General features: G+C 33.9%; 8 protein-coding genes. 3 read left to right on the top strand and 5 right to left on the bottom strand.

The window, feature by feature from the left end; all coding sequences use genetic code 11:
* Positions 1-81 precede the first annotated feature (81 nt).
* The 3 genes from ACUXZJ_RS05520 to ACUXZJ_RS05510 are packed head-to-tail and all read left to right on the top strand — an operon-like array spanning position 82 to position 10,645.
* Complete coding sequence (locus ACUXZJ_RS05520) at positions 82-7,707, top strand: T9SS type B sorting domain-containing protein (protein WP_446195963.1); 7,626 nt, start codon at positions 82-84, stop codon at positions 7,705-7,707.
* Positions 7,708-7,761: 54 nt separating this feature from the next.
* A complete protein-coding gene (locus ACUXZJ_RS05515; protein ID WP_060382883.1) occupies positions 7,762-8,676 on the top strand; it encodes a PorP/SprF family type IX secretion system membrane protein in 915 nt (304 codons plus the stop codon).
* Between the two features lie 10 nt (positions 8,677-8,686).
* Positions 8,687-10,645 carry an OmpA family protein gene (locus tag ACUXZJ_RS05510; RefSeq protein WP_060382882.1) on the top strand — a complete coding sequence of 653 codons (1,959 nt, stop codon included), beginning with the start codon at positions 8,687-8,689 and terminating at the stop codon, positions 10,643-10,645.
* Positions 10,646-10,807: 162 nt separating this feature from the next.
* On the opposite strand, the gene ACUXZJ_RS05505 is transcribed toward ACUXZJ_RS05510, so the two are convergent.
* The 5 genes from ACUXZJ_RS05505 to sov all read right to left on the bottom strand — a co-directional run bounded on the left by ACUXZJ_RS05505 (position 10,808) and on the right by sov (position 21,698).
* A complete protein-coding gene (locus tag ACUXZJ_RS05505) occupies positions 10,808-12,898 on the bottom strand; it encodes a hypothetical protein (RefSeq protein WP_060383458.1) in 2,091 nt (696 codons plus the stop codon).
* Positions 12,899-12,910: 12 nt separating this feature from the next.
* Entirely contained in the window at positions 12,911-13,654 is a 744-nt protein-coding gene (gene deoC / locus ACUXZJ_RS05500; RefSeq protein WP_060383459.1) for a deoxyribose-phosphate aldolase, read from the bottom strand.
* A 62-nt stretch (positions 13,655-13,716) separates the two neighbouring features.
* Positions 13,717-14,052: a VanZ family protein gene (locus tag ACUXZJ_RS05495; protein ID WP_158447616.1), complete on the bottom strand. Its 336-nt coding sequence runs from the start codon at positions 14,050-14,052 to the stop codon at positions 13,717-13,719.
* A 16-nt stretch (positions 14,053-14,068) separates the two neighbouring features.
* Positions 14,069-14,449, bottom strand: coding sequence for a glycine cleavage system protein GcvH (gene gcvH, locus ACUXZJ_RS05490; RefSeq protein ID WP_060383461.1), 381 nt, complete (start codon positions 14,447-14,449; stop codon positions 14,069-14,071).
* 67 nt (positions 14,450-14,516) lie between these two features.
* Complete coding sequence (gene sov / locus ACUXZJ_RS05485) at positions 14,517-21,698, bottom strand: T9SS outer membrane translocon Sov/SprA (protein WP_088466453.1); 7,182 nt, start codon at positions 21,696-21,698, stop codon at positions 14,517-14,519.
* Positions 21,699-21,700 lie beyond the last annotated feature (2 nt).

Here is a 21,700-nt window from a genome sequence, read left to right as displayed (position 1 = left end):
TTAAAGAGATAATATTTTAAGTAATATAATATGTGAAAAACATATTTTTAAAACCTTATTCTAAAATTTAAAATTTAATATATGGTCGAAAAAATACCAAAAACATTTAGACATAAATTTAGAAGCTTAATTTTTCTAATTTGTCTTACCACATTATTCTTTTTACCTGTTCAAAAGTCATATTCGCAATGTGGAACTGGTTTTCAGCAAGGAGGCTTTTTGATGAATGTAAGCAATAAGATTTATTCTGTTAATATTAGAACAGGTAAGTCTACTTTTATAACTACTAGTCCTTTTGTAAGTGGAGTAGGATTGGCAGGTCTGAATTCTTTTGCTACTGATGCGGCAAATAGAGTAATGTATTATACCGATACTAATAATAATGTATCTAATGCTGCTTTGTATGCTTACAATATAGCTACTAATACGCATGTTGTAGTATCTCCAAATGTCACAGCCCAAGGGATAACATTAGGAACAGCAGGTGTAGGTTCTGGAGGAGCCGCTTTTGATGGAGGGTTTTTATATTTGGCGATAGAACAATCCCTTACAGGGACGACTAATCCTGATACAGTAATTTATAGATGTACGATGTCAGCTGATGGTTTGACATTAGTTAATGCTATACCTGTAATCCAGATTGACGAAGCGGATTCTATGGGAGATTTTGCTGTTATAGGAAATCTAATAGTTAGAACTTCTGGTGGTCAAATTTTTGAGTATACAATACCAGCAACTTACAACTTTGGTACCAATACAGCAGCTTCTACTACAGTATCAGGAAGTAATACTTATATATCTCAAATAGCGCAGGATCATCTGAATAATTTATGGCTAGTTGGAGATAGAGTTAGACAATATGATCCAGCTACTCATACTATCTCAGGAACAGAAGTAAATACTACATCTGATGGGATTTCTGATATAGAATCTCCATTTGATGCAGGTGGATGTGTTGCTGCAGATGCTGTTATAGGAGGTAGGGTTTACAGAGATAATAATAATAATGGTATTTTTGATGGTGTAGACTTAGGAATAGCTGGAGTAACAATTGATATTTATGATGATATAAATAAGAATGGAGTTGTTGATGGAACAGATCTTTTACTAACAACTGTTACTACTGGAGTAGGAGGTTTTTATACTGTAAACAATTTATTACCAGGTGATTATAATATAAGGATAGCTGATACAGGAAATATTATCGGAGGAAGTGCTATTTCAACTACAGGGGGTAGTACACAATCAGAAGAATTATCCATATCAGAATCAAATTTAACACATGATTTTGGATATTTTACCCCTAATTCAAATTTAGGGATAACAAAAACAGTAAGTAATGCTACACCAAATGTAGGTAGTAATGTAACTTTTACACTAACAGTGACTAATGCAGGACCAAGTACTGCAACGGGAGTTACCGTAAATGATTTACTTCCATCGGGATATACTTTTGTTGGTAGTTTACCTTCTGTAGGAACGTATAATTCAGGTACGGGAGTTTGGACTATTGGTACATTAGCAAATGGAGCTATAGAAACATTAAATATTGTAGCAACGGTTAAAGCTACGGGGAGTTATGCAAATACAGCTACTGTGACAGGAACTGAAGTAGACCCTTCATTAGGTGATAACACCTCAACGAGTATACCTATTCCTAAAAATGTAATAGATGCAGTAAATGATCCATTGGTTACAGTTGTAAGTCTAAATACACCGGTTGTTGTTCCAGTAAACGTAACAGCTAATGATAAGATAAATGGAGTAGCAGTAACCCCAGTTAATACCAATGTAACTCCTGTTACAAATGGTTCATTAAGTGTAGATGCAAATGGAAACATAACAGTAGCGGCAAACACTCCATCAGGAGTTTATAATGTTACATATCAATTATGTGAAGCAGATTTAGTTACGGGCTTAAATATAACTCCAGCAAACTGCGATACTGCAACTGCCATAGTAGAAGTTAAAAACGACTTAATAGCTAAGAATGATAATTTAGGTACGATTGCTACCTCAGCCACAGCAACTACAGTAGCAGGAAGCGTTTTAGCCAATAATGGAAACGGAGCCGATACATTAAATGGCGTTGCAGTAACCACAGCCAACACAGATGTAACCCCTGTTACAACAGGTCCTATCCGTATTGATGCAGATGGTAATGTAACGATCCAGCCAGGTACAGCAAGTGGGACATACACAATTCCTTATACAATTTGTGAAACAGGAGCAACCCCAGTAAACTGTAAAACAGCCAATATAACTGTAGAAGTTAAAAACGAATTAATAGCTAAGGATGATAATTTAGGAACCGTAGCCACTTCTGCCACAGCAACTACAGTAGCAGGAAGCGTTTTAGCCAATAATGGAAACGGAGCCGATACATTAAATGGCGTTGCAGTAACCACAGCCAACACAGATGTAACCCCTGTTACAACAGGTCCTATCCGTATTGATGCAGATGGTAATGTAACGATCCAGCCAGGTACAGCAAGTGGTACATACACAATTCCTTATACAATTTGTGAAACAGGAGCAACCCCAGTAAACTGTAAAACAGCCAATATAACTGTAGAAGTTAAAAACGAATTAATAGCTAAGGATGATAATTTAGGAACCGTAGCCACTTCTGCCACAGCAACTACAGTAGCAGGAAGCGTTTTAGCCAATAATGGAAACGGAGCCGATACATTAAATGGCGTTGCAGTAACCACAGCCAACACAGATGTAACCCCTGTTACAACAGGTCCTATCCGTATTGATGCAGATGGTAATGTAACGATCCAGCCAGGTACAGCAAGTGGTACATACACAATTCCTTATACAATTTGTGAAACAGGAGCAACTCCAGTAAACTGTAAAACAGCCAATATAACTGTAGAAGTTAAAAACGAATTAATAGCTAAGGATGATAATTTAGGAACCGTAGCCACTTCTGCCACAGCAACTACAGTAGCAGGAAGCGTTTTAGCCAATAATGGAAACGGAGCCGATACATTAAATGGCGTTGCAGTAACCACAGCCAACACAGATGTAACCCCTGTTACAACAGGTCCTATCCGTATTGATGCAGATGGTAATGTAACGATCCAGCCAGGTACAGCAAGTGGTACATACACAATTCCTTATACAATTTGTGAAACAGGAGCAACCCCAGTAAACTGTAAAACAGCCAATATAACTGTAGAAGTTAAAAACGAATTAATAGCTAAGGATGATAATTTAGGAACCGTAGCCACTTCTGCCACAGCAACTACAGTAGCAGGAAGCGTTTTAGCCAATAATGGAAACGGAGCCGATACGTTAAATGGCGTTGCAGTAACCACAGCCAACACAGATGTAACCCCTGTTACAACAGGTCCTATCCGTATTGATGCAGATGGTAATGTAACGATCCAGCCAGGTACAGCAAGTGGGACATACACAATTCCTTATACAATTTGTGAAACAGGAGCAACCCCAGTAAACTGTAAAACAGCCAATATAACTGTAGAAGTTAAAAACGAATTAATAGCTAAGGATGATAATTTAGGAACCGTAGCCACTTCTGCCACAGCAACTACAGTAGCAGGAAGCGTTTTAGCCAATAATGGAAACGGAGCCGATACGTTAAATGGCGTTGCAGTAACCACAGCCAACACAGATGTAACCCCTGTTACAACAGGTCCTATCCGTATTGATGCAGATGGTAATGTAACGATCCAGCCAGGTACAGCAAGTGGTACATACACAATTCCTTATACAATTTGTGAAACAGGAGCAACCCCAGTAAACTGTAAAACAGCCAATATAACTGTAGAAGTTAAAAACGAATTAATAGCTAAGGATGATAATTTAGGAACCGTAGCCACTTCTGCCACAGCAACTACAGTAGCAGGAAGCGTTTTAGCCAATAATGGAAACGGAGCCGATACGTTAAATGGCGTTGCAGTAACCACAGCCAACACAGATGTAACCCCTGTTACAACAGGTCCTATCCGTATTGATGCAGATGGTAATGTAACGATCCAGCCAGGTACAGCAAGTGGTACATACACAATTCCTTATACAATTTGTGAAACAGGAGCAACTCCAGTAAACTGTAAAACAGCCAATATAACTGTAGAAGTTAAAAATACTATTGACGCTATAGACGATGCCAAAGTAACCGTTACCTCAGGAAGTAATACACCCAATGTAACGTTAAACGATAAGTTAAACGGATCAAACGTTACCATAGGTACAGCAGCAGGTCAAGTAAGCCTAACAGGAGTAAACGTTCCAGCAGGCTTAACATTAAATGCCGATGGTACCATTACAATAGGCGCTACCACACCAAGTGGCACATACCAAGTAGAGTATCAAATCTGTGAAAACGGAGCAACTCCAGTAAACTGTGATAAAGCAATTGCTATAGTAGAAGTTAAAAATACTATTGACGCTATAGACGATGCCAAAGTAACCGTTACCTCAGGAAGTAATACACCCAATGTAACGTTAAACGATAAGTTAAACGGATCAAACGTTACCATAGGTACAGCAGCAGGTCAAGTAAGCCTAACAGGAGTAAACGTTCCAGCAGGCTTAACATTAAATGCCGATGGTACCATTACAATAGGCGCTACCACACCAAGTGGCACATACCAAGTAGAGTATCAAATCTGTGAAAACGGAGCAACTCCAGTAAACTGTGATAAAGCAATTGCTATAGTAGAAGTTAAAAATACTATTGACGCTATAGACGATGCCAAAGTAACCGTTACCTCAGGAAGTAATACACCCAATATAACGCTAAACGATAAGTTAAACGGATCAAACGTTACCATAGGTACAGCAGCAGGTCAAGTAAGCCTAACAGGAGTAAACGTTCCAGCAGGCTTAACATTAAATGCCGATGGTACCATTACAATAGGCGCTACCACACCAAGTGGCACATACCAAGTAGAGTATCAAATCTGTGAAAACGGAGCAACTCCAGTAAACTGTGATAAAGCAATTGCTATAGTAGAAGTTAAAAATACTATTGACGCTATAGACGATGCCAAAGTAACCGTTACCTCAGGAAGTAATACACCCAATATAACGCTAAACGATAAGTTAAACGGATCAAACGTTACCATAGGTACAGCAGCAGGTCAAGTAAGCCTAACAGGAGTAAACGTTCCAGCAGGCTTAACATTAAATGCCGATGGTACCATTACAATAGGCGCTACCACACCAAGTGGCACATACCAAGTAGAGTATCAAATCTGTGAAAACGGAGCAACTCCAGTAAACTGTGATAAAGCAATTGCTATAGTAGAAGTTAAAAATACTATTGACGCTATAGACGATGCCAAAGTAACCGTTACCTCAGGAAGTAATACACCCAATGTAACGTTAAACGATAAGTTAAACGGATCAAACGTTACCATAGGTACAGCAGCAGGTCAAGTAAGCCTAACAGGAGTAAACGTTCCAGCAGGCTTAACATTAAATGCCGATGGTACCATTACAATAGGCGCTACCACACCAAGTGGCACATACCAAGTAGAGTATCAAATCTGTGAAAACGGAGCTAATCCAATAAACTGTGATAAAGCAATTGCTATAGTAGAAGTTAAAAATACTATTGACGCTATAGACGATGCCAAAGTAACCGTTACCTCAGGAAGTAATACACCCAATATAACGCTAAACGATAAGTTAAACGGATCAAACGTTACCATAGGTACAGCAGCAGGTCAAGTAAGCCTAACAGGAGTAAACGTTCCAGCAGGCTTAACATTAAATGCCGATGGTACCATTACAATAGGCGCTACCACACCAAGTGGCACATACCAAGTAGAGTATCAAATCTGTGAAAACGGAGCAACTCCAGTAAACTGTGATAAAGCAATTGCTATAGTAGAAGTTAAAAATACTATTGACGCTATAGACGATGCCAAAGTAACCGTTACCTCAGGAAGTAATACACCCAATGTAACGTTAAACGATAAGTTAAACGGATCAAACGTTACCATAGGTACAGCAGCAGGTCAAGTAAGCCTAACAGGAGTAAACGTTCCAGCAGGCTTAACATTAAATGCCGATGGTACCATTACAATAGGCGCTACCACACCAAGTGGCACATACCAAGTAGAGTATCAAATCTGTGAAAACGGAGCAACTCCAGTAAACTGTGATAAAGCAATTGCTATAGTAGAAGTTAAAAATACTATTGACGCTATAGACGATGCCAAAGTAACCGTTACCTCAGGAAGTAATACACCCAATATAACGCTAAACGATAAGTTAAACGGATCAAACGTTACCATAGGTACAGCAGCAGGTCAAGTAAGCCTAACAGGAGTAAACGTTCCAGCAGGCTTAACATTAAATGCCGATGGTACCATTACAATAGGCGCTACCACACCAAGTGGCACATACCAAGTAGAGTATCAAATCTGTGAAAACGGAGCTAATCCAATAAACTGTGATAAAGCAATTGCTATAGTAGAAGTTAAAAATACTATTGACGCTATAGACGATGCCAAAGTAACCGTTACCTCAGGAAGTAATACACCCAATGTAACGTTAAACGATAAGTTAAACGGATCAAACGTTACCATAGGTACAGCAGCAGGTCAAGTAAGCCTAACAGGAGTAAACGTTCCAGCAGGCTTAACATTAAATGCCGATGGTACCATTACAATAGGCGCTACCACACCAAGTGGTATATACCAAGTAGAGTATCAAATATGTGAGAACGGAGCTAACCCAGCAAACTGTGACATCGCAAATGCTATAGTAGAAGTTAAAAACCCGATAGTATTGGGAGGACCAGATAAAGAATTAATAGTGTCAGGAACTACAGGAACAATTTCAATTTATAATAATGACACATTTAATGGAAAACCATTATCATCTACCATAGGAACAGGAGTAGGTCAAGTAACAGTCACAATAACAGGATTACCACAAGGAATAACACTTAATTCTAATGGAACAATTACAGTAGATAATACGGTTGACAATAATACATATACCTTTACTTATACTGTTTGTGAAAATGGTGCTTTAATTCCAAATTGTGTTACACAAACAGTTGTTATAGATGTTTCAGCTAAAGTTGACGCAAATAATGATGAATTTGTAACAACTAATGGAGGATCAGGTTTAGTAGCAGGAAATGTTTTAATTAATGACAGCATAAACAACTTAAGTCAAGGTTCTGCAACAATTAATAATGTAGTGCTAAGTCAAATTACTTTAGCACAGCCAGTAATTACCGTGCCATCAAAATCTCCAGTGCCATATTTAGATGCTGCTACAGGAAGAGTAATTGTACCAGCAGGTACACCAGCTGGAACCTATACTTTTGATTACAAAGCATGTTTACTAATTAAACCAGGTATTTGTGATACCGCTACAGTAACTGTAAGAGTAGAACCATCAAACAAAGAGGAATTTGTTATTTACAACCACATGACTCCTAATGGAGATGGGAATAACGATGTATTCTTTATAGACGGAATAGATAAATTTCCTAATAACTCAGTAGAAGTTTACAACCGATGGGGAGTATTAGTATATGAGGCAAAAGGATATAATAATAATGATCGATCATTCCGAGGCATATCATCAGGACGAGTTACGATCAAACAATTAGAAGAATTGCCAGAAGGAACATACTATTATATGTTTAAGTACGAAGATACTAAAGGTATGCCCCAAGAAAAAGCAGGTTATTTATATATCAATAGATAAAGAATTAATATACCTCCGTCTTTAGGGCGGAGGATATTTAAAAAAGAATATGATATGAAAAACAAAATTATATATTTACTACTTTTAATGAGTGGAATTAGTTTTGCTCAACAAGAAGCACAGTATACACAATATATGTATAACACTGCCAATGTAAATCCCGGTTACACAGGTACCCGCGGTTGTTTTAGTGCTTTAGTAATGCACCGCTCCCAATGGGTAGGATTAGAAGGAGCCCCAAAGACAAATACAGTTGCAATGAGTACCCCCTTAGGTCTTAACAATAGGATGGGATTAGGAGTAAGCGTTATAAACGATAAAATAGGTCCTTCAGATGAAAATGCAATATCAGTAGACCTAAGTTATAATATTAACACTACAGAAAACTCTAAATTGTCTTTTGGAATAAAAGGAACAGCTAATTTTTTTAGTGTTGATTTTAATAAGACAAAGATTCATAATGTATCAGATGGTTTGATAAGACAAAATGTAGACAATCGTTTTTTCCCCAATATAGGAGCAGGAGCATTTTGGTATTCAGATAAGACCTATGTAGGACTATCCATCCCTTTTATATTAGAACAAAAATACTATGATAACGATGTTCAATACGTAGCCAGTGAACGTATGCACCCTCATTTAATAGCAGGACACGTATTTCGCCTAAGTAGTGAAGTACAATTTAAACCCACAACGATGATTAAATATGTAAATGGAGCCCCATTACAAGTCGATTTATCAGGGAATTTTTGGTTTAATGAAAAATTTTCATTGGGAGCCGCCTATCGTTGGAGTGCAGCATGGAGCGCTATGGCAGGATTTCAAATTAACGATTCTTGGTTAGTAGGATATGCCTACGATCGAGATGTTACCAGATTAGGAAATTTTAACTCTGGTTCACACGAAATATTTTTACGTTATGAATTGTTTAAACGTGTAGAAAAAGTGGTAGCCCCACGTTTCTTCTAAAACTATTATTATGAAAAGAATAATTTTATTTACTGTATTAGGATTGTCTTTGAATGGAATATATGCACAAGAGAAAAAAATCATAAAAGCAAGTAATCACTATAATGGTTTAGCATACGTCGATGCAATTGGCACCTATTTAAAAGTAGCTCAAAAAGGATATAAATCAAAAGAGTTATTTCAACGCTTAGGAGATTCCTATTACTACAATGCTAAATTTACAGAAGCCCATAAATGGTATACTGAATTATTTGCTTTAGGTGAAACAGTAGAACCTGAATATTACTATCGTTATGCACAAACCCTCAAATCGGTAGAAAATTACAAAAAAGCCGATGAATATATGGATAAATTTTATCAATTAACATCCAAAGATACAAGAGCCAGTATTTATAATAATCAAAAAGATTATAAAAATATTATCGCAAAAAATTCTGGACGTTTTGAAATAAAACCAGTAAGCATTAATGGCAGTTCTTCCGATTATGGTACAGCATTCTATGGAAACAAAGTACTTTTTGCATCCACTAGAGATACCATTGGAGTTTTCAAAACAAAAGCAAAATGGACAGGAAAATCATTTACCAACCTGTATGCTGCTGATAAAAATGAAACAGGAGACGATCTTATTAATACAGCTCGTTTTGCAAAAGAAATCAATTCCAAATATCACGAAGACTCTCCCGTTTTCACCAAAGATCTAAAAACAGTTTACTTTACCCGTAATAATTTCAATGAAGGAAAAGTAGGAAAAGACGATAAAAAAGTCATCAATTTAAAGATCTATCGAGCTAATTTAAATACAAAAGGAGAATGGATTAATATAACAGAACTACCATTTAATAGTGATCAATACAGTGTAGCACATCCCGCCTTATCCCCTGACGAAAAAACCTTATATTTTGCCTCTAATATGCCCGGAACATACGGGCAATCCGACTTATTCAAGGTAGCTATTTTAGGAGAAAACAGTTATGGAACCCCTATTAACCTAGGAAATACAATCAATACAGAAGCCAGAGAAACCTTTCCTTTTATAAGCGATAAAGGAGTATTATATTATGCAACCGATGGACAACAAGGACTAGGAGGATTAGATATTTACGCAACACAATTAGATGATAAAGGAATGGTTACTAATTTAGTAACCAATGTTGGATCCCCAATAAATGGTCCCATGGACGATTTTGCTTTTATCATAGACGAAAAAGGAAAAGGCTTCTTTTCCTCAAACCGTTCAGAAGGCAAAGGTTTAGATGACATCTATAGTTTTATAGAAAAATCCCCATTAAATTTAGAAATCCAACACCAACTAACAGGCATTGTTACAAACTCCGAAACAGGAGAAGCAATTCCAGAAGCAACCGTAACATTATATGATGAAAAATTTAAAGAAATAGAAAAAGTTCTAGCAGACAACAAAGGATTTTATGATTTTAAGAAAATTCCTGCGGGTAAAAAATATTATGTACGAGCAGAAAAAGAAGATTATGAAACCAAAGAAAAACCAGTAGAAATTCCAAATAAAACAGGAAAAACAAATTTACCTATAGATACTGCCAAAAAAGTAAAAGAAATAAAAGAAGGATCCGATTTAGCCAAAATATTTGAAATTAAAATTATTTATTTTGATCTAGATAAATCATTTATTCGTCCTGATGCAGCAGTAGAATTAGCTAAAATTTTAGAAGTGATGAAACAATACCCCACCATGAAAGTAGACGTTCGATCACATACTGACTGTCGTCAAACCGCAGCTTATAATGCAAAACTTTCAGATCGTAGAGCAAAAGAAACAGTGGCTTGGCTCATTAAAAAAGGTATTGCAAAAGATCGTTTAACAGGTCGTGGTTATGGAGAATCACAATTAATAAATAATTGCGGTTGTGAACCAACTAATCAATCTTCTTGTACAGAAGAACAACATCAAGAAAATAGAAGAAGCGAATTTATCATTGTAAAAATGTAATAAAAAAAGGTGTCTTAAAAAAATATTTTCAATCAAGAGGAGTCTAAAACAAAAAATTAGAAGAATCACCTAGATTATCTCCTACCTGAAGTGATAAATTATATTTTTAGGACACCACTTTTTTTCTTTGACGTTCTATTATTTTAAAAATTTATTATAAGATTAATAATCAAAATACCAATTAAATATATCGGAGCGTAGACCTAAAGAAAACCAAGTTGTGTTTTCATTAAAAGCTTGATTCGTATTTAGTGTTGGTTTAAACGAGCGGTACACTAAATTAGCAAACAACTTTAAATTGGTATTTGGATTTAATAAATACCCAGCATTTAGATCCGCAATTATTATTTTAGTTTTATTACCTTGTCCTATAACTACTCCATTATCTGCCGAGCGATCTAAATCATAATCCTTATATATATTGGAGCCATAATTTTTTTTATCTGTTACTAAATCAAGATCAAAACCTCGTAAACCGAAATTAAATTTAGCTTCAGCAAATAATCGCCCTTTTGTATAACGAGCAATGGCTACTATTTCGTTTAGATTTGATCCCCAATTATGTCCCATACTTTGATTATTATGTCCATAATTCGTAATTACTTCACTATGAGAATACACATAAGGGCGTACAATATTTAGTTCTGCTTGTAAATATAAATTTTTAACGCCAAAAGCATTATAATATTTTCCTCCCAATTGATAGGCTATTTTATTACGCCAACTGTTTTTTCCTCCAAAAATATCGCTCACGGCAAATTCATCAATGAATAATTGTCCATAAGTATTAAAACGGTTAGTCCATTTATATTTGGCTGTTAAGCCTATTGCTGCATTACCACTTTTAGAGGAAGAGGTAAATTCTACTGAACGATAAAAAATAATTGGATTGACAAAATTTAAATCAAAACCTCTATTATTTGTATTAGACCAAACAACTGATTCAAAAAATCCAATATTCAAACGTTTAGAAGCATTCCAACTTAAATAATGGTTAGCCATATATTTAGTGGCATAAGTTTTTTCTGCTGTTACTTCTGGACGCACATCTTTTAACCACATATAAGTATTGGTATACTTAATTTTCCAAAAACTAGTATTTATTTTAACAAATGGATACGGACTAGCGGCATCGCCTTCTAACAAGGAGCGATATCCATCTCCAATAAAATTACGACTGTATCCTAATTGAATATTCAAATGATCGGAAGAGGTGTAGGATATAATAGCATCAGCAGATGGAAAGTCAAACTGATTTCCTCTAAAATCTTTAGCTATTCCTATACCTGGAATTATGGCTGGATTACCGCCTGATGGTTTTTGGGAAATAGCTAAGCGATTATAATAGTCTGCAAAGAAGCCTTGACTTTCGAAAATAGAAGAAGTAAAAGTTAAATTTTCTCCTAAAGCTCCTTGTATTTGTATAGCTCTTGTGTTATTATAGGTGTAACCAGCTTTCTCTGGTGATGTTTTGCCTATGCGCAAATCCCATATAGGATTTAAGGTAAACCAATAGCCTTTTCCTTGAATAGCTACTAAATTTTCATTAAAAATTTTACGTCCCCACCAGTTTTTTTTATTGATTAGGATACTTTGATTCTTTTTTTCAAAATCATAATAACGATCAACTTCTTTATAGGTTAGCGGCTTGGATGCGGTATGACTATTCGTTCCCACTTGATTCATATAGTTATCAAAATTAGCGTAATAACTATGTGAAAATGGGATATTTAAATTACTTTTAAACTGTGGATTATTAAACTTTTGATATTCTTTTTCTACATTATCAAGTTCTGTTAAATTTTCTTTAGCTACATCAGAAATAATATTTTTGTTTTCTGCTTTTTCAAATGGTTTCCCTTTTAAAAAAGGGTAAACCATTGTAAATGTGTATCTAGCATAAGTTGGGATTCCATTATAGGTGGCTGGAGTTATAACAGGCAAAGAATTAAAAACTCTTTTGGTTTCTGCAATTAATTCGGGATATAAAGCATCAACATAAATTATTTTAAAATGTCCTTCTTCATCTACTTCAAAGAGTGTAATTACTTTTCCTGAAGAATTATTAGATGTTAATTGTAAAGGCATTTTAAAATTATTGTATATAAAATCTTCTAATTGAAAATGAAAACATTTTTCTAATTCTGATTCAGATTTTTGAATACATTGAGGAAAAACGGGAAACTTTTCATGTTTAGTTTCTTGAGCTAAACTAGAAGTTATTACTAACAAAAGAGTAAATAAAATTCTCATTCGTAAATATGATTAATAAACACCTGTTGTAGATAATCCTTCAACTATTGTTTTAGCGGCGGAAGTACCTATTCTTTTAACACCTAATTTGATCATGTTATTTGCCTCTTCTATATTACGAACTCCTCCAGCGGCTTTTACAGGAAGTGGAGATGAATTTTCTAACATCAGTTTTATGGTGTGAATTGTTGCTCCATTTGGTTTTCCATCAGTTGTTGGATAAAAGCCAGTTGAAGATTTTACAAAAACTTTAGAATATTCTGATTCATTAAAATTTGCAACAATGGTATTACGAATTAGACTAGAAATTTGAATAATATGATCATCTGTTAAAGCAGCTACTTCAATAATAAATTTCACAACTTTATTATTTGAAAGTCCTAATTGGGTACACTGGATAATTTCTTCTTTTATTAATTCTATTTCTCCTTTTTTAAAGGCTTCATAATTTATTACATAATCTAACTCGTCTACTCCGTTTTGAATTGCTTGTATGGCTTCTTTAATTTTTGATTCTACTGAATCTGTTCCAAAAGGAAAATCAATAACGGTACCAACAAGAACTTCTGAATTTTGTTGATCAATCATTTTTCTAGCTATACTTACATATTCAGGACGAATCATTGCTAATTTAAAGCGTTCTTTTATAGCTTCTTCAATAGTTTCAATTACTTTTTTTGTGTTTTCTTCATTAGTAAGTCCTGCTTGTTCTGCCTTTTTTAAATAGGTAGAATCTAGATATTCTCTAACGTTCATATTTTTTATTTTTTTGATAAAAATAAAAAATCTTAATTAAGCACGAACTGCTTTTAATCATTTTATTTTTTAAAAAAACGATAAGAAAGAATAGCCGAGCTTATGGCACCCAAACTATTTGCAATGATATCTTGAATTTCAGCCGAACGATTAATTGTTAAAAAAGCTTGACCTATTTCAACCAAAATGCTAATTAATATGGCAATAATTGTTAAAACAATTACCTTTTTTAAATTCAAGTCTTCGCTTACAATTATATATCTAATCCATAAAAAAACAAAGACAAAGTAGAATACAAAATGCACTACTTTGTCTTCATTTGGAAAAGTATATTTAGGATTTAGTGTTGGTGCCTTAAAGCTTAAAAAAAGAATTAAGAAAGTCCAACATAAAGCCAACCAAATAGATTTTTTTTTAGGCTCCAATAAGATTTTTATAATCTTCACTTGATAATAATCCTTCTATTTCAGATGTATCTGAAATTTTTACTTTAATCATCCAAGCAGCTCCATAAGGATCCGAGTTTACTAATTCAGGATTAGACTCTAATTCTTCATTGAATTCGATAATTTCACCAGATAATGGTAAAAATAAATCTGAAACTGTTTTTACTGCTTCTACTGTTCCAAAAACTTCGTCTTTAGTTAGTGTTTGATCTAAAGTGTCAACCTCTACATATACAATATCACCAAGCTCTTTTTGAGCAAAATCTGTGATTCCTACTGTGGCAATATCACCATCAACACTCACCCATTCGTGATCTTTAGTGTACTTTAAATTAGTTGGTATGTTCATTGTTTTTTATTATTTATGATACAAAAGTATAATTATTAAAATAATATCAAAATCATATTTCTAAAAATTAATTCCCAAGTGTATAACGCAAAGTAAAACCTGCCCTAATGTTTGTAATAGGAAATGAAGTAGAAATAACTGCTCTATTAAAGTTATAATCAAAATAGAACAATGTGGTTAAGTTAGATGAAAATTTATAATCTCCAGAAAACTTTGCTGTTACAATATTTTGTCCTCCTCCTAATTGATTATTGTTATAATCTATATTTCTGACTATTGTTTTATTATTTCTAAAAGAAATATCTCCTCGCAGATTAATATCACTCTTAACAACGCCTGTATTGTTATCTGCTAATCGTGAACGAATTGTTACATCTTTAATACGGTATCCTATACCTAATATATATTCTTGTCCTTTTAACTCTGTAAGTAAATTATTATCAAAGCTTAGAGAGAGTGTACGATCTTTTTTCATTTCTGCTATAAACTTCAGTGAGTTTTTCATTTGAATATCTAATCGTAATAAAGGACTAAATTGTTCTGTTAAGTTTACATTTCCAATAAGAGTTGAACTATAATAATTACCTGATACATCAACTCCGTTTGGATTTTTATCGTACTCAAAATTCGAACGATAGGAATTTAAGGTGTAGGCTGATTTATAAGCATGTTGTATACTAAAACTTCTAAAACGTTCTTTAAAAAATTTATAACGCATCAGTCCTGTATATTTTACATTCCAATTGGGCAAAGGTAGTAATCTATTAAATTTTAAAGGGACATTTGATGAACTTCTAAAATCTGAGGTATATGCTGCTAAGAAAGCAGGCAATAATACTTGTTGACTATTTTTGCTATATCCTTTAGGAAAGCCATCTGAATCTACTTGGGATGGATCATATAAAGGATCATAAGAGGCACGCTCTTGGGCTAAACGTTGAGCAATTTCTTTTCTACCATTTCTGAATGCCTCAAAAGCATTAGAGCCATTTTCATCACTTGTTGCAAAAGCTGTCCCTATCATTAGTGTACTTATCGAAAAATTACCTGTTTGATAAGGAGATAACGAATTATAGTTTCCGTCAGTTACTGTAAATTGTTCACTATAATTATTAGATATGGTACGATCTGCTACTAAATCTATGGTTAGATCAGTAAATGGTTCTAGTTTTGCATTGGCTTGTAACTGTTTAGTATTTGCTTTCGTAAAATTTTGATTAAACTTATCATAATTTGTCAGCCAGCCATTCTTAGCGGCTTCAAAACGAACCTCATCTTGCATCCCAAAAACAAAACCTAGCGAAGGTCTTGATGAACCTAAAAACCCTATAGATGGCAAATATCCAGGCAATAGGGTACCATTAGTTTCTGAATAATTTACCTGTATATTTTTCAGTGCGGTAGCAACACCTATTAGACCATCTAGAAATACATTTTGTTTTTCTACTTTTTCTTTTGGTTTTGCAACAATTTTTTCTCCAGGTTTAGGAGCCATTACGGGAGCAACAGGTTTAACCGCTTTTTTACTTCTTTCTGAGAATTTAACTAATCCAATGTACTTATAAAAATTAGTCATTGAAAAACTAGTATTCAATTTGTGTGTATTAGCATTTTGTATTGTATTACCTAAATCGTAAACTAAATTTGGGTTAGCTAATTTGTCTGGATAAAAATTCCTCATAGCATCAGAACCTCTATTCCAAGAATAATTTCCTGTATAGGTATAGTCTGATTTTATAAAAGAGAGAACGGGGATTTTTTCTATAGGCAAAGTATAGTTAGCCGTAATTTGTTGATTGTGTTGATTGGGTTCTCCTACATTCCAAAAATCGTCCCAAACGGTATATTCTGTTTTTTGAGAATCGTCATTTTTATTAAGTAAATTAGTTCTCACAATGTTACCTGTAGTGGCTGTATAGTTAACTTTAAATGAACGTGTTAAATTGAAATTAAAACCATAATTATAGTTAAATAGATAATTTCTTCGATATAATGGTTCAACTCCAGCTACTATACTTTGATCTACTTGACGGAATTGTTGTCTATTGAATTGACGAAGAATGGATGAACTAAAATTAATATTAGATGGTAATAAGTTAAAATTCAAATCACTCAACAGTTTCCAATAGGTACTTTTTTTCATAAAAGAAGTTTTTTTGAAAGGTTCAACAGTTTTAGCTTTAAATGCGTAGGCGTAATCAGCTGTTGTACGTACTTGTTGGTCTAAAACATTTTGAACTTCAAAATCACGATGTTTCATTTCATTGTATGAGTAAGAAAGTGTGAGATTTTCAACATCGTAAATATGTGGTTTTTGTTCTGGTGATCGTTCTTTTTTAACTCCGATAAAGTTAATACTTCTTCTTTTGGTAAAATTTTCAGATCTTTTTCTTATAGCATCTTTTTCTTCCTCAGTTTGAGCTACTGCTAATACATCTTTTAATTTTAAATCTTGATAAAGAGGATCGTATTCTGGTGTAATTGTTTGTTCTCCTATGGCATAATTAAAAGGTAAATTAACACCCCATTTTTTAGGTAATAATTTTCCTAGGCTAACATTTGTTACTAAGTCGTACTGCCACATATCTTCACGGCTTCTTTCATTGGGTTTTTGTTCAATAGAGCCAAAACCAATGGTTCCCATGCGTCCAGTAGCGGAAAGTGTTAAAAAATCGGCCATATTTGTATCTAAGCTTGCAACTGCAGCCATACCTCCCGATTCATCCATTTCAGCTAAACGTAATTCATTAAACCAAACCTCCCCTCTGACTTTTGAAGTTGTTATTCCTCCTTTAGGATTTTTAAGTCCTACCATTAGAGTACGTACATAACCAATGTTTGGATTTCCTTTTACTCTAATTTTCATACCAGCAGTTGCACCACTATCATATACTGTAGCTTCTCTAACATAAGATTTATCATCAGCATCTATAAACTGAGGATCTGCTTTAAAACTTTCTAACTTTAATTTTCCTAATGCAGAAAGCCCTAGGTTAATTTCATTTTCAAGAGGCCAAACGTTTTCTGATATTGCTTGTCCAAAAGGAGTTACTTTTAATGGAACTTCAATTTCATAAAAATTATTAGTAAAATCATTTCCAAAACGTATAAAAGCGCTTAATTCTTTATCTTTTAAATCATCTGATTTGAGTAACGATTCTGAATGTAAAAACATTTTCAAACGTTTATATTGTCGCATGTCTACACTCACATTTTTAAATACAGCTTTTGCTTCACCATCTACTAAACCTTTTGAATCATCATTTGCAGAACCTACTCTTAAAACCAATGATTGCTCATTTTGATTCACTACCGTATTATTGTTATTAACTTGCTCTCTTCTTACATTAGGAGGCAAAACATAAGGGATTGGACTTCTTTGCGCATTTTCTTCTATATTGACACTTTGAACTTCAAAATTAGTATTAGGATCTGTAGCATTGGTTAACTGTCCTACATAGCGTCTCCATTCTCCTCTAACAAGATCTAATGCTCCAAAACGTAAAGTGATTTGATTATTGAATCCATTAACTAACATACGCATAAAACGGATTGAACGAGTATCTGAAATACCTCCCATAGCTATCCCTTCTGTAATTGGTATTTTATATTGTATCCAACGTACACTTGTTTTTTGTCCTCCACCCAGATCACGATCGTTATCTACGCGTTCGCTCACTACATATCTATCTCCAGGTTTTACATTTGGCTTTACATCTATTTCAAATTTATAATACCCTTCTACTGTATTCATTGTATTATCTCTATTGATATCCTCCACATCTGGAATGGTAGAATTACCTCTATTACTATCTGTAACATCAACGGGTGAATTCATTTCTGTTCCATTATATTTTTTATATCTATTAACAATTCCTCCTGAGGTATTTAAATAATATTGATAGTTATCTGCTGCGGGATCATCTTGATTAGCAAAATCTGGGAATTTTATTCGTTCTTCTGCATCACTTAAACCGTTAAGACCAACATCTTGTAGAATCCTATTATTATTATTTGAATCAAAAGTATATATAAGAGACTGGTTAGCAGGTGTTTTACCCCATTGTGAGGACAATGTTTTTTGCTCAGAGCCTAATCCTGGCAATCCATTTTCATACATTTTTTTACCATCTTTTAAAACATCTTCAGATACTTCTCCTAGATGGATTGTAATTTTCCCTGTATTACTAGGAGATACTCCATTTATATCTTTGTAATAAGGATCTAACAACCAAAATTGTATATATTCAACATTAGCTTGTTCGAAATTAGTAGTAGTAATAGGTCGCATAATGCCTGCAAAAGATTTTGCAGGATCAGGCATTTCATTATTTAGTGCTGCTGGGTTAAAGTTATAAGGTCCTCTTTCTTTAGGATAATATGTTAAATCTAGTGTATTTACAACTCTAGAATCTCCCACTGCAATACTGGTTTGGGGGTATAGCTCATCAATATAAACTCGTCTTGTATTGTATGCTAAAACATCGTTATCACTAATTCCTAAAGGTCTTTGGTTGGTATAAAATATAGGATCAATAGTGTACCAAGATAATTTAGCTCTATTAAATCCATAACTCAAATTACTAGGATTTAATTTATCTTGAAATTCATCTGGAACACTGGCTAAACTCCATGACTGAGGTGAGCGCATATCAATCGTTGATTGAGATCCTTCAAAATCATCTACATAAACTGTAGACTCTCCATTAAAACGGTCTATTTTAGAAGCTCCTGGCATTAGATATGCAAATTCTCCTCTAAAAGAAAGATTAGAAGGCGCATCTGTATCAATATTAGGTAATTTATTAACTAGCCTTGTAAAAAAAGGCACTTCTGTTGAAAAGTTACCATTTAGACCAAACATTGTATTATTAACAGATTCTTGTCCGTAATTCGTTTTTTGTGTAAAAGGGCGTTCAGACATATTTATTAAAGTTCCGTTAATTTGAAATTTATCGGAAATTTTATGTTCAATATTAAAACCCATATACCGTCTAGTTTGCTGACCAAACATAGAATTATTTTCAACCGAAACTTGAATAGGCGTACCCGATGCTTGTAATGAGGGGTCTAAGATTTGCACACGCCCTGCTTGATAATTAACAGTATAATCTACTCCTTCTTGTAAGACTCTTCCTCCTGCTCTCACTACAACGGATCCTCTTGATACGTTCACAGCACCTAATGAAATTCCATCGCCTCCTGTAGACTTAAACTTACCCTTTAATTGAAATTTGTTTTTCTCACTATTTTGTAAAGCTGCTGCTTGTGTCTTTTTATATAAACTTGTGTAGACGTATTTTTTTTGGTTTAAGTTGTAAGAATTTTCATCGTTGTATTTTTCAGTACTATTTGAGCTAAGTTTTTCAAATAAAGATTTTCCGAAAGGTTCTATTTTTGTAAATATAATACGGGCATTTTGGGTATCTATTGTTAAACCTGGTAAAAAATCAAAAAATCCATCGCCTCCATTAGGATCATTATAAAAATCTAATTTATCTAGATCAAATACTTTTAACAGGGGTAAATTAGACACATCTCCTCTTAAAGGTAAAGGGGCTCCTAATGTTATGTAATTTATAGGTGAAGGATCTGTATATAGTATATTGAATTTAAAGTCTGTTTTTTCTAGTTGATAAGCCCCCGGAATTTGATAAATATTTTTCATCATTAAATTCCAAATAGGTTTATCTACATTATTTAAGTTGGGTTTTAACAATTTTAAAATCAAAGCTTTCGTAACAGGTATATCATTTGTATTTATTGTGGAAGAGGTAACGCCATCATTACCAAATTCTCCAACTTGATATACTTTATCTCCTTCTGTATACTGATAGGCAACGGCCAACACTTCATCATTTGTTAAGCGTTGATTTAATGAAATATATCCAAGTTGTGGATGGTATGTATATTCACTTGAGTTTAATTTGCGTGCATTTTCTAATTTAGAATAATCTACTCCTTCTCTGGTATTTACCCCATTAAAACCTGTTGATACGTTTGAAACGTCTCGTATAGATTCATTTAAAAAGCTTCCTGTAGTTCCTATTGTTTTTGGATTGAAGGCATTATTTGCATTATCTACTGGTGTATCGGCTGAAACTTTAAAAAAATTAGCAGGAATTGGATTTAAACCTACTATTTCATTTTCTAAGAGTTTAGTACTTTCAGCTTCTCCTAAGTCAGAAAGAGCTACTATATTTCGAAGATTGTTCCCTTCTGTTCCAGTATTAATTCTATTTTGCCTATTAGTAACCCAAACTTCTAAACGGGTAATTTGTATTCTTGAATTAATTACTGGATAGGTTTCTAGTGCTCGATCGTAATTATTTCTAAAAAATTGTGATAAAAAAAAGTGTCGATCAGCATCATAGTCTAGAGCAAACATATCAAAATCTTGGATTAACCCTCCTCCTTGAGCGGTTACCGTTCGTGTTTGTGATTTTTGTTCGGAAAACACTCCTGTAAAAGTAGTTCTTCCAAACTTTAATTCTGTCTTAAATCCAAATAGGTTTTGAGCACCTCTAATTAAGCTATTGCTTAATGGCATACTAACATTTCCTACCTCTATTTTTTGAAGAATATCGTCTTCTGTAGGGGTATATTCTAATTTTATTAAATTTTGAAAAGCAAAGGTTGATTCTGTATCATAATTGACATTTACACGAAGACGAGTCCCTACTTGCCCCATTAAACTCATGCTAATACGCTGATCAAAATCAAAATTAAAATTACTTCTATTTCTAGGAGAAAAGGCTGGATTATCTTGTTTAGAATAACGCATCCCTAAGTCAATCTCTACACTTCCTGTTGGTTTTATGTCTATTGTATTACTTCCAAAAATAGATTCAAAAAGTCCTGAGCGAATATAATATCGAGGCAACAGGTCTTTTTTCTTTTCTTCAGAATTTTTCTTTTGTCCTGCTATTGCATCTCCTTTTTCTTTGAAGTACTTGCGTATGGCTTCTTTTTTTATTAGTTTTTGATATTCATCAGGAGTTAATACAATTGGATAATCTATTGTAAATCCTTCAAAAGATTTAGTATAAATATACTGATCCGTTACAGGATCGTATGTATAAGCTTCTAAAATAGTTTGAGGATCTGGCAATTCCATTTTTCCTTTTTGATATCCTTTTAAAGTATCTTTTACTTCCTGAGAATAGGCGGTATTTAAAACAAAGAAAAACAGTATATAAAAACTGTTTTTAAATAATAGATTGAATAGGGATAAAAAATTATTTTTCAATG

The organism is Flavobacterium sp. TN-1 (genome assembly GCF_052828645.1).
This window is presented reverse-complemented; position numbering and strand designations above follow the sequence as displayed.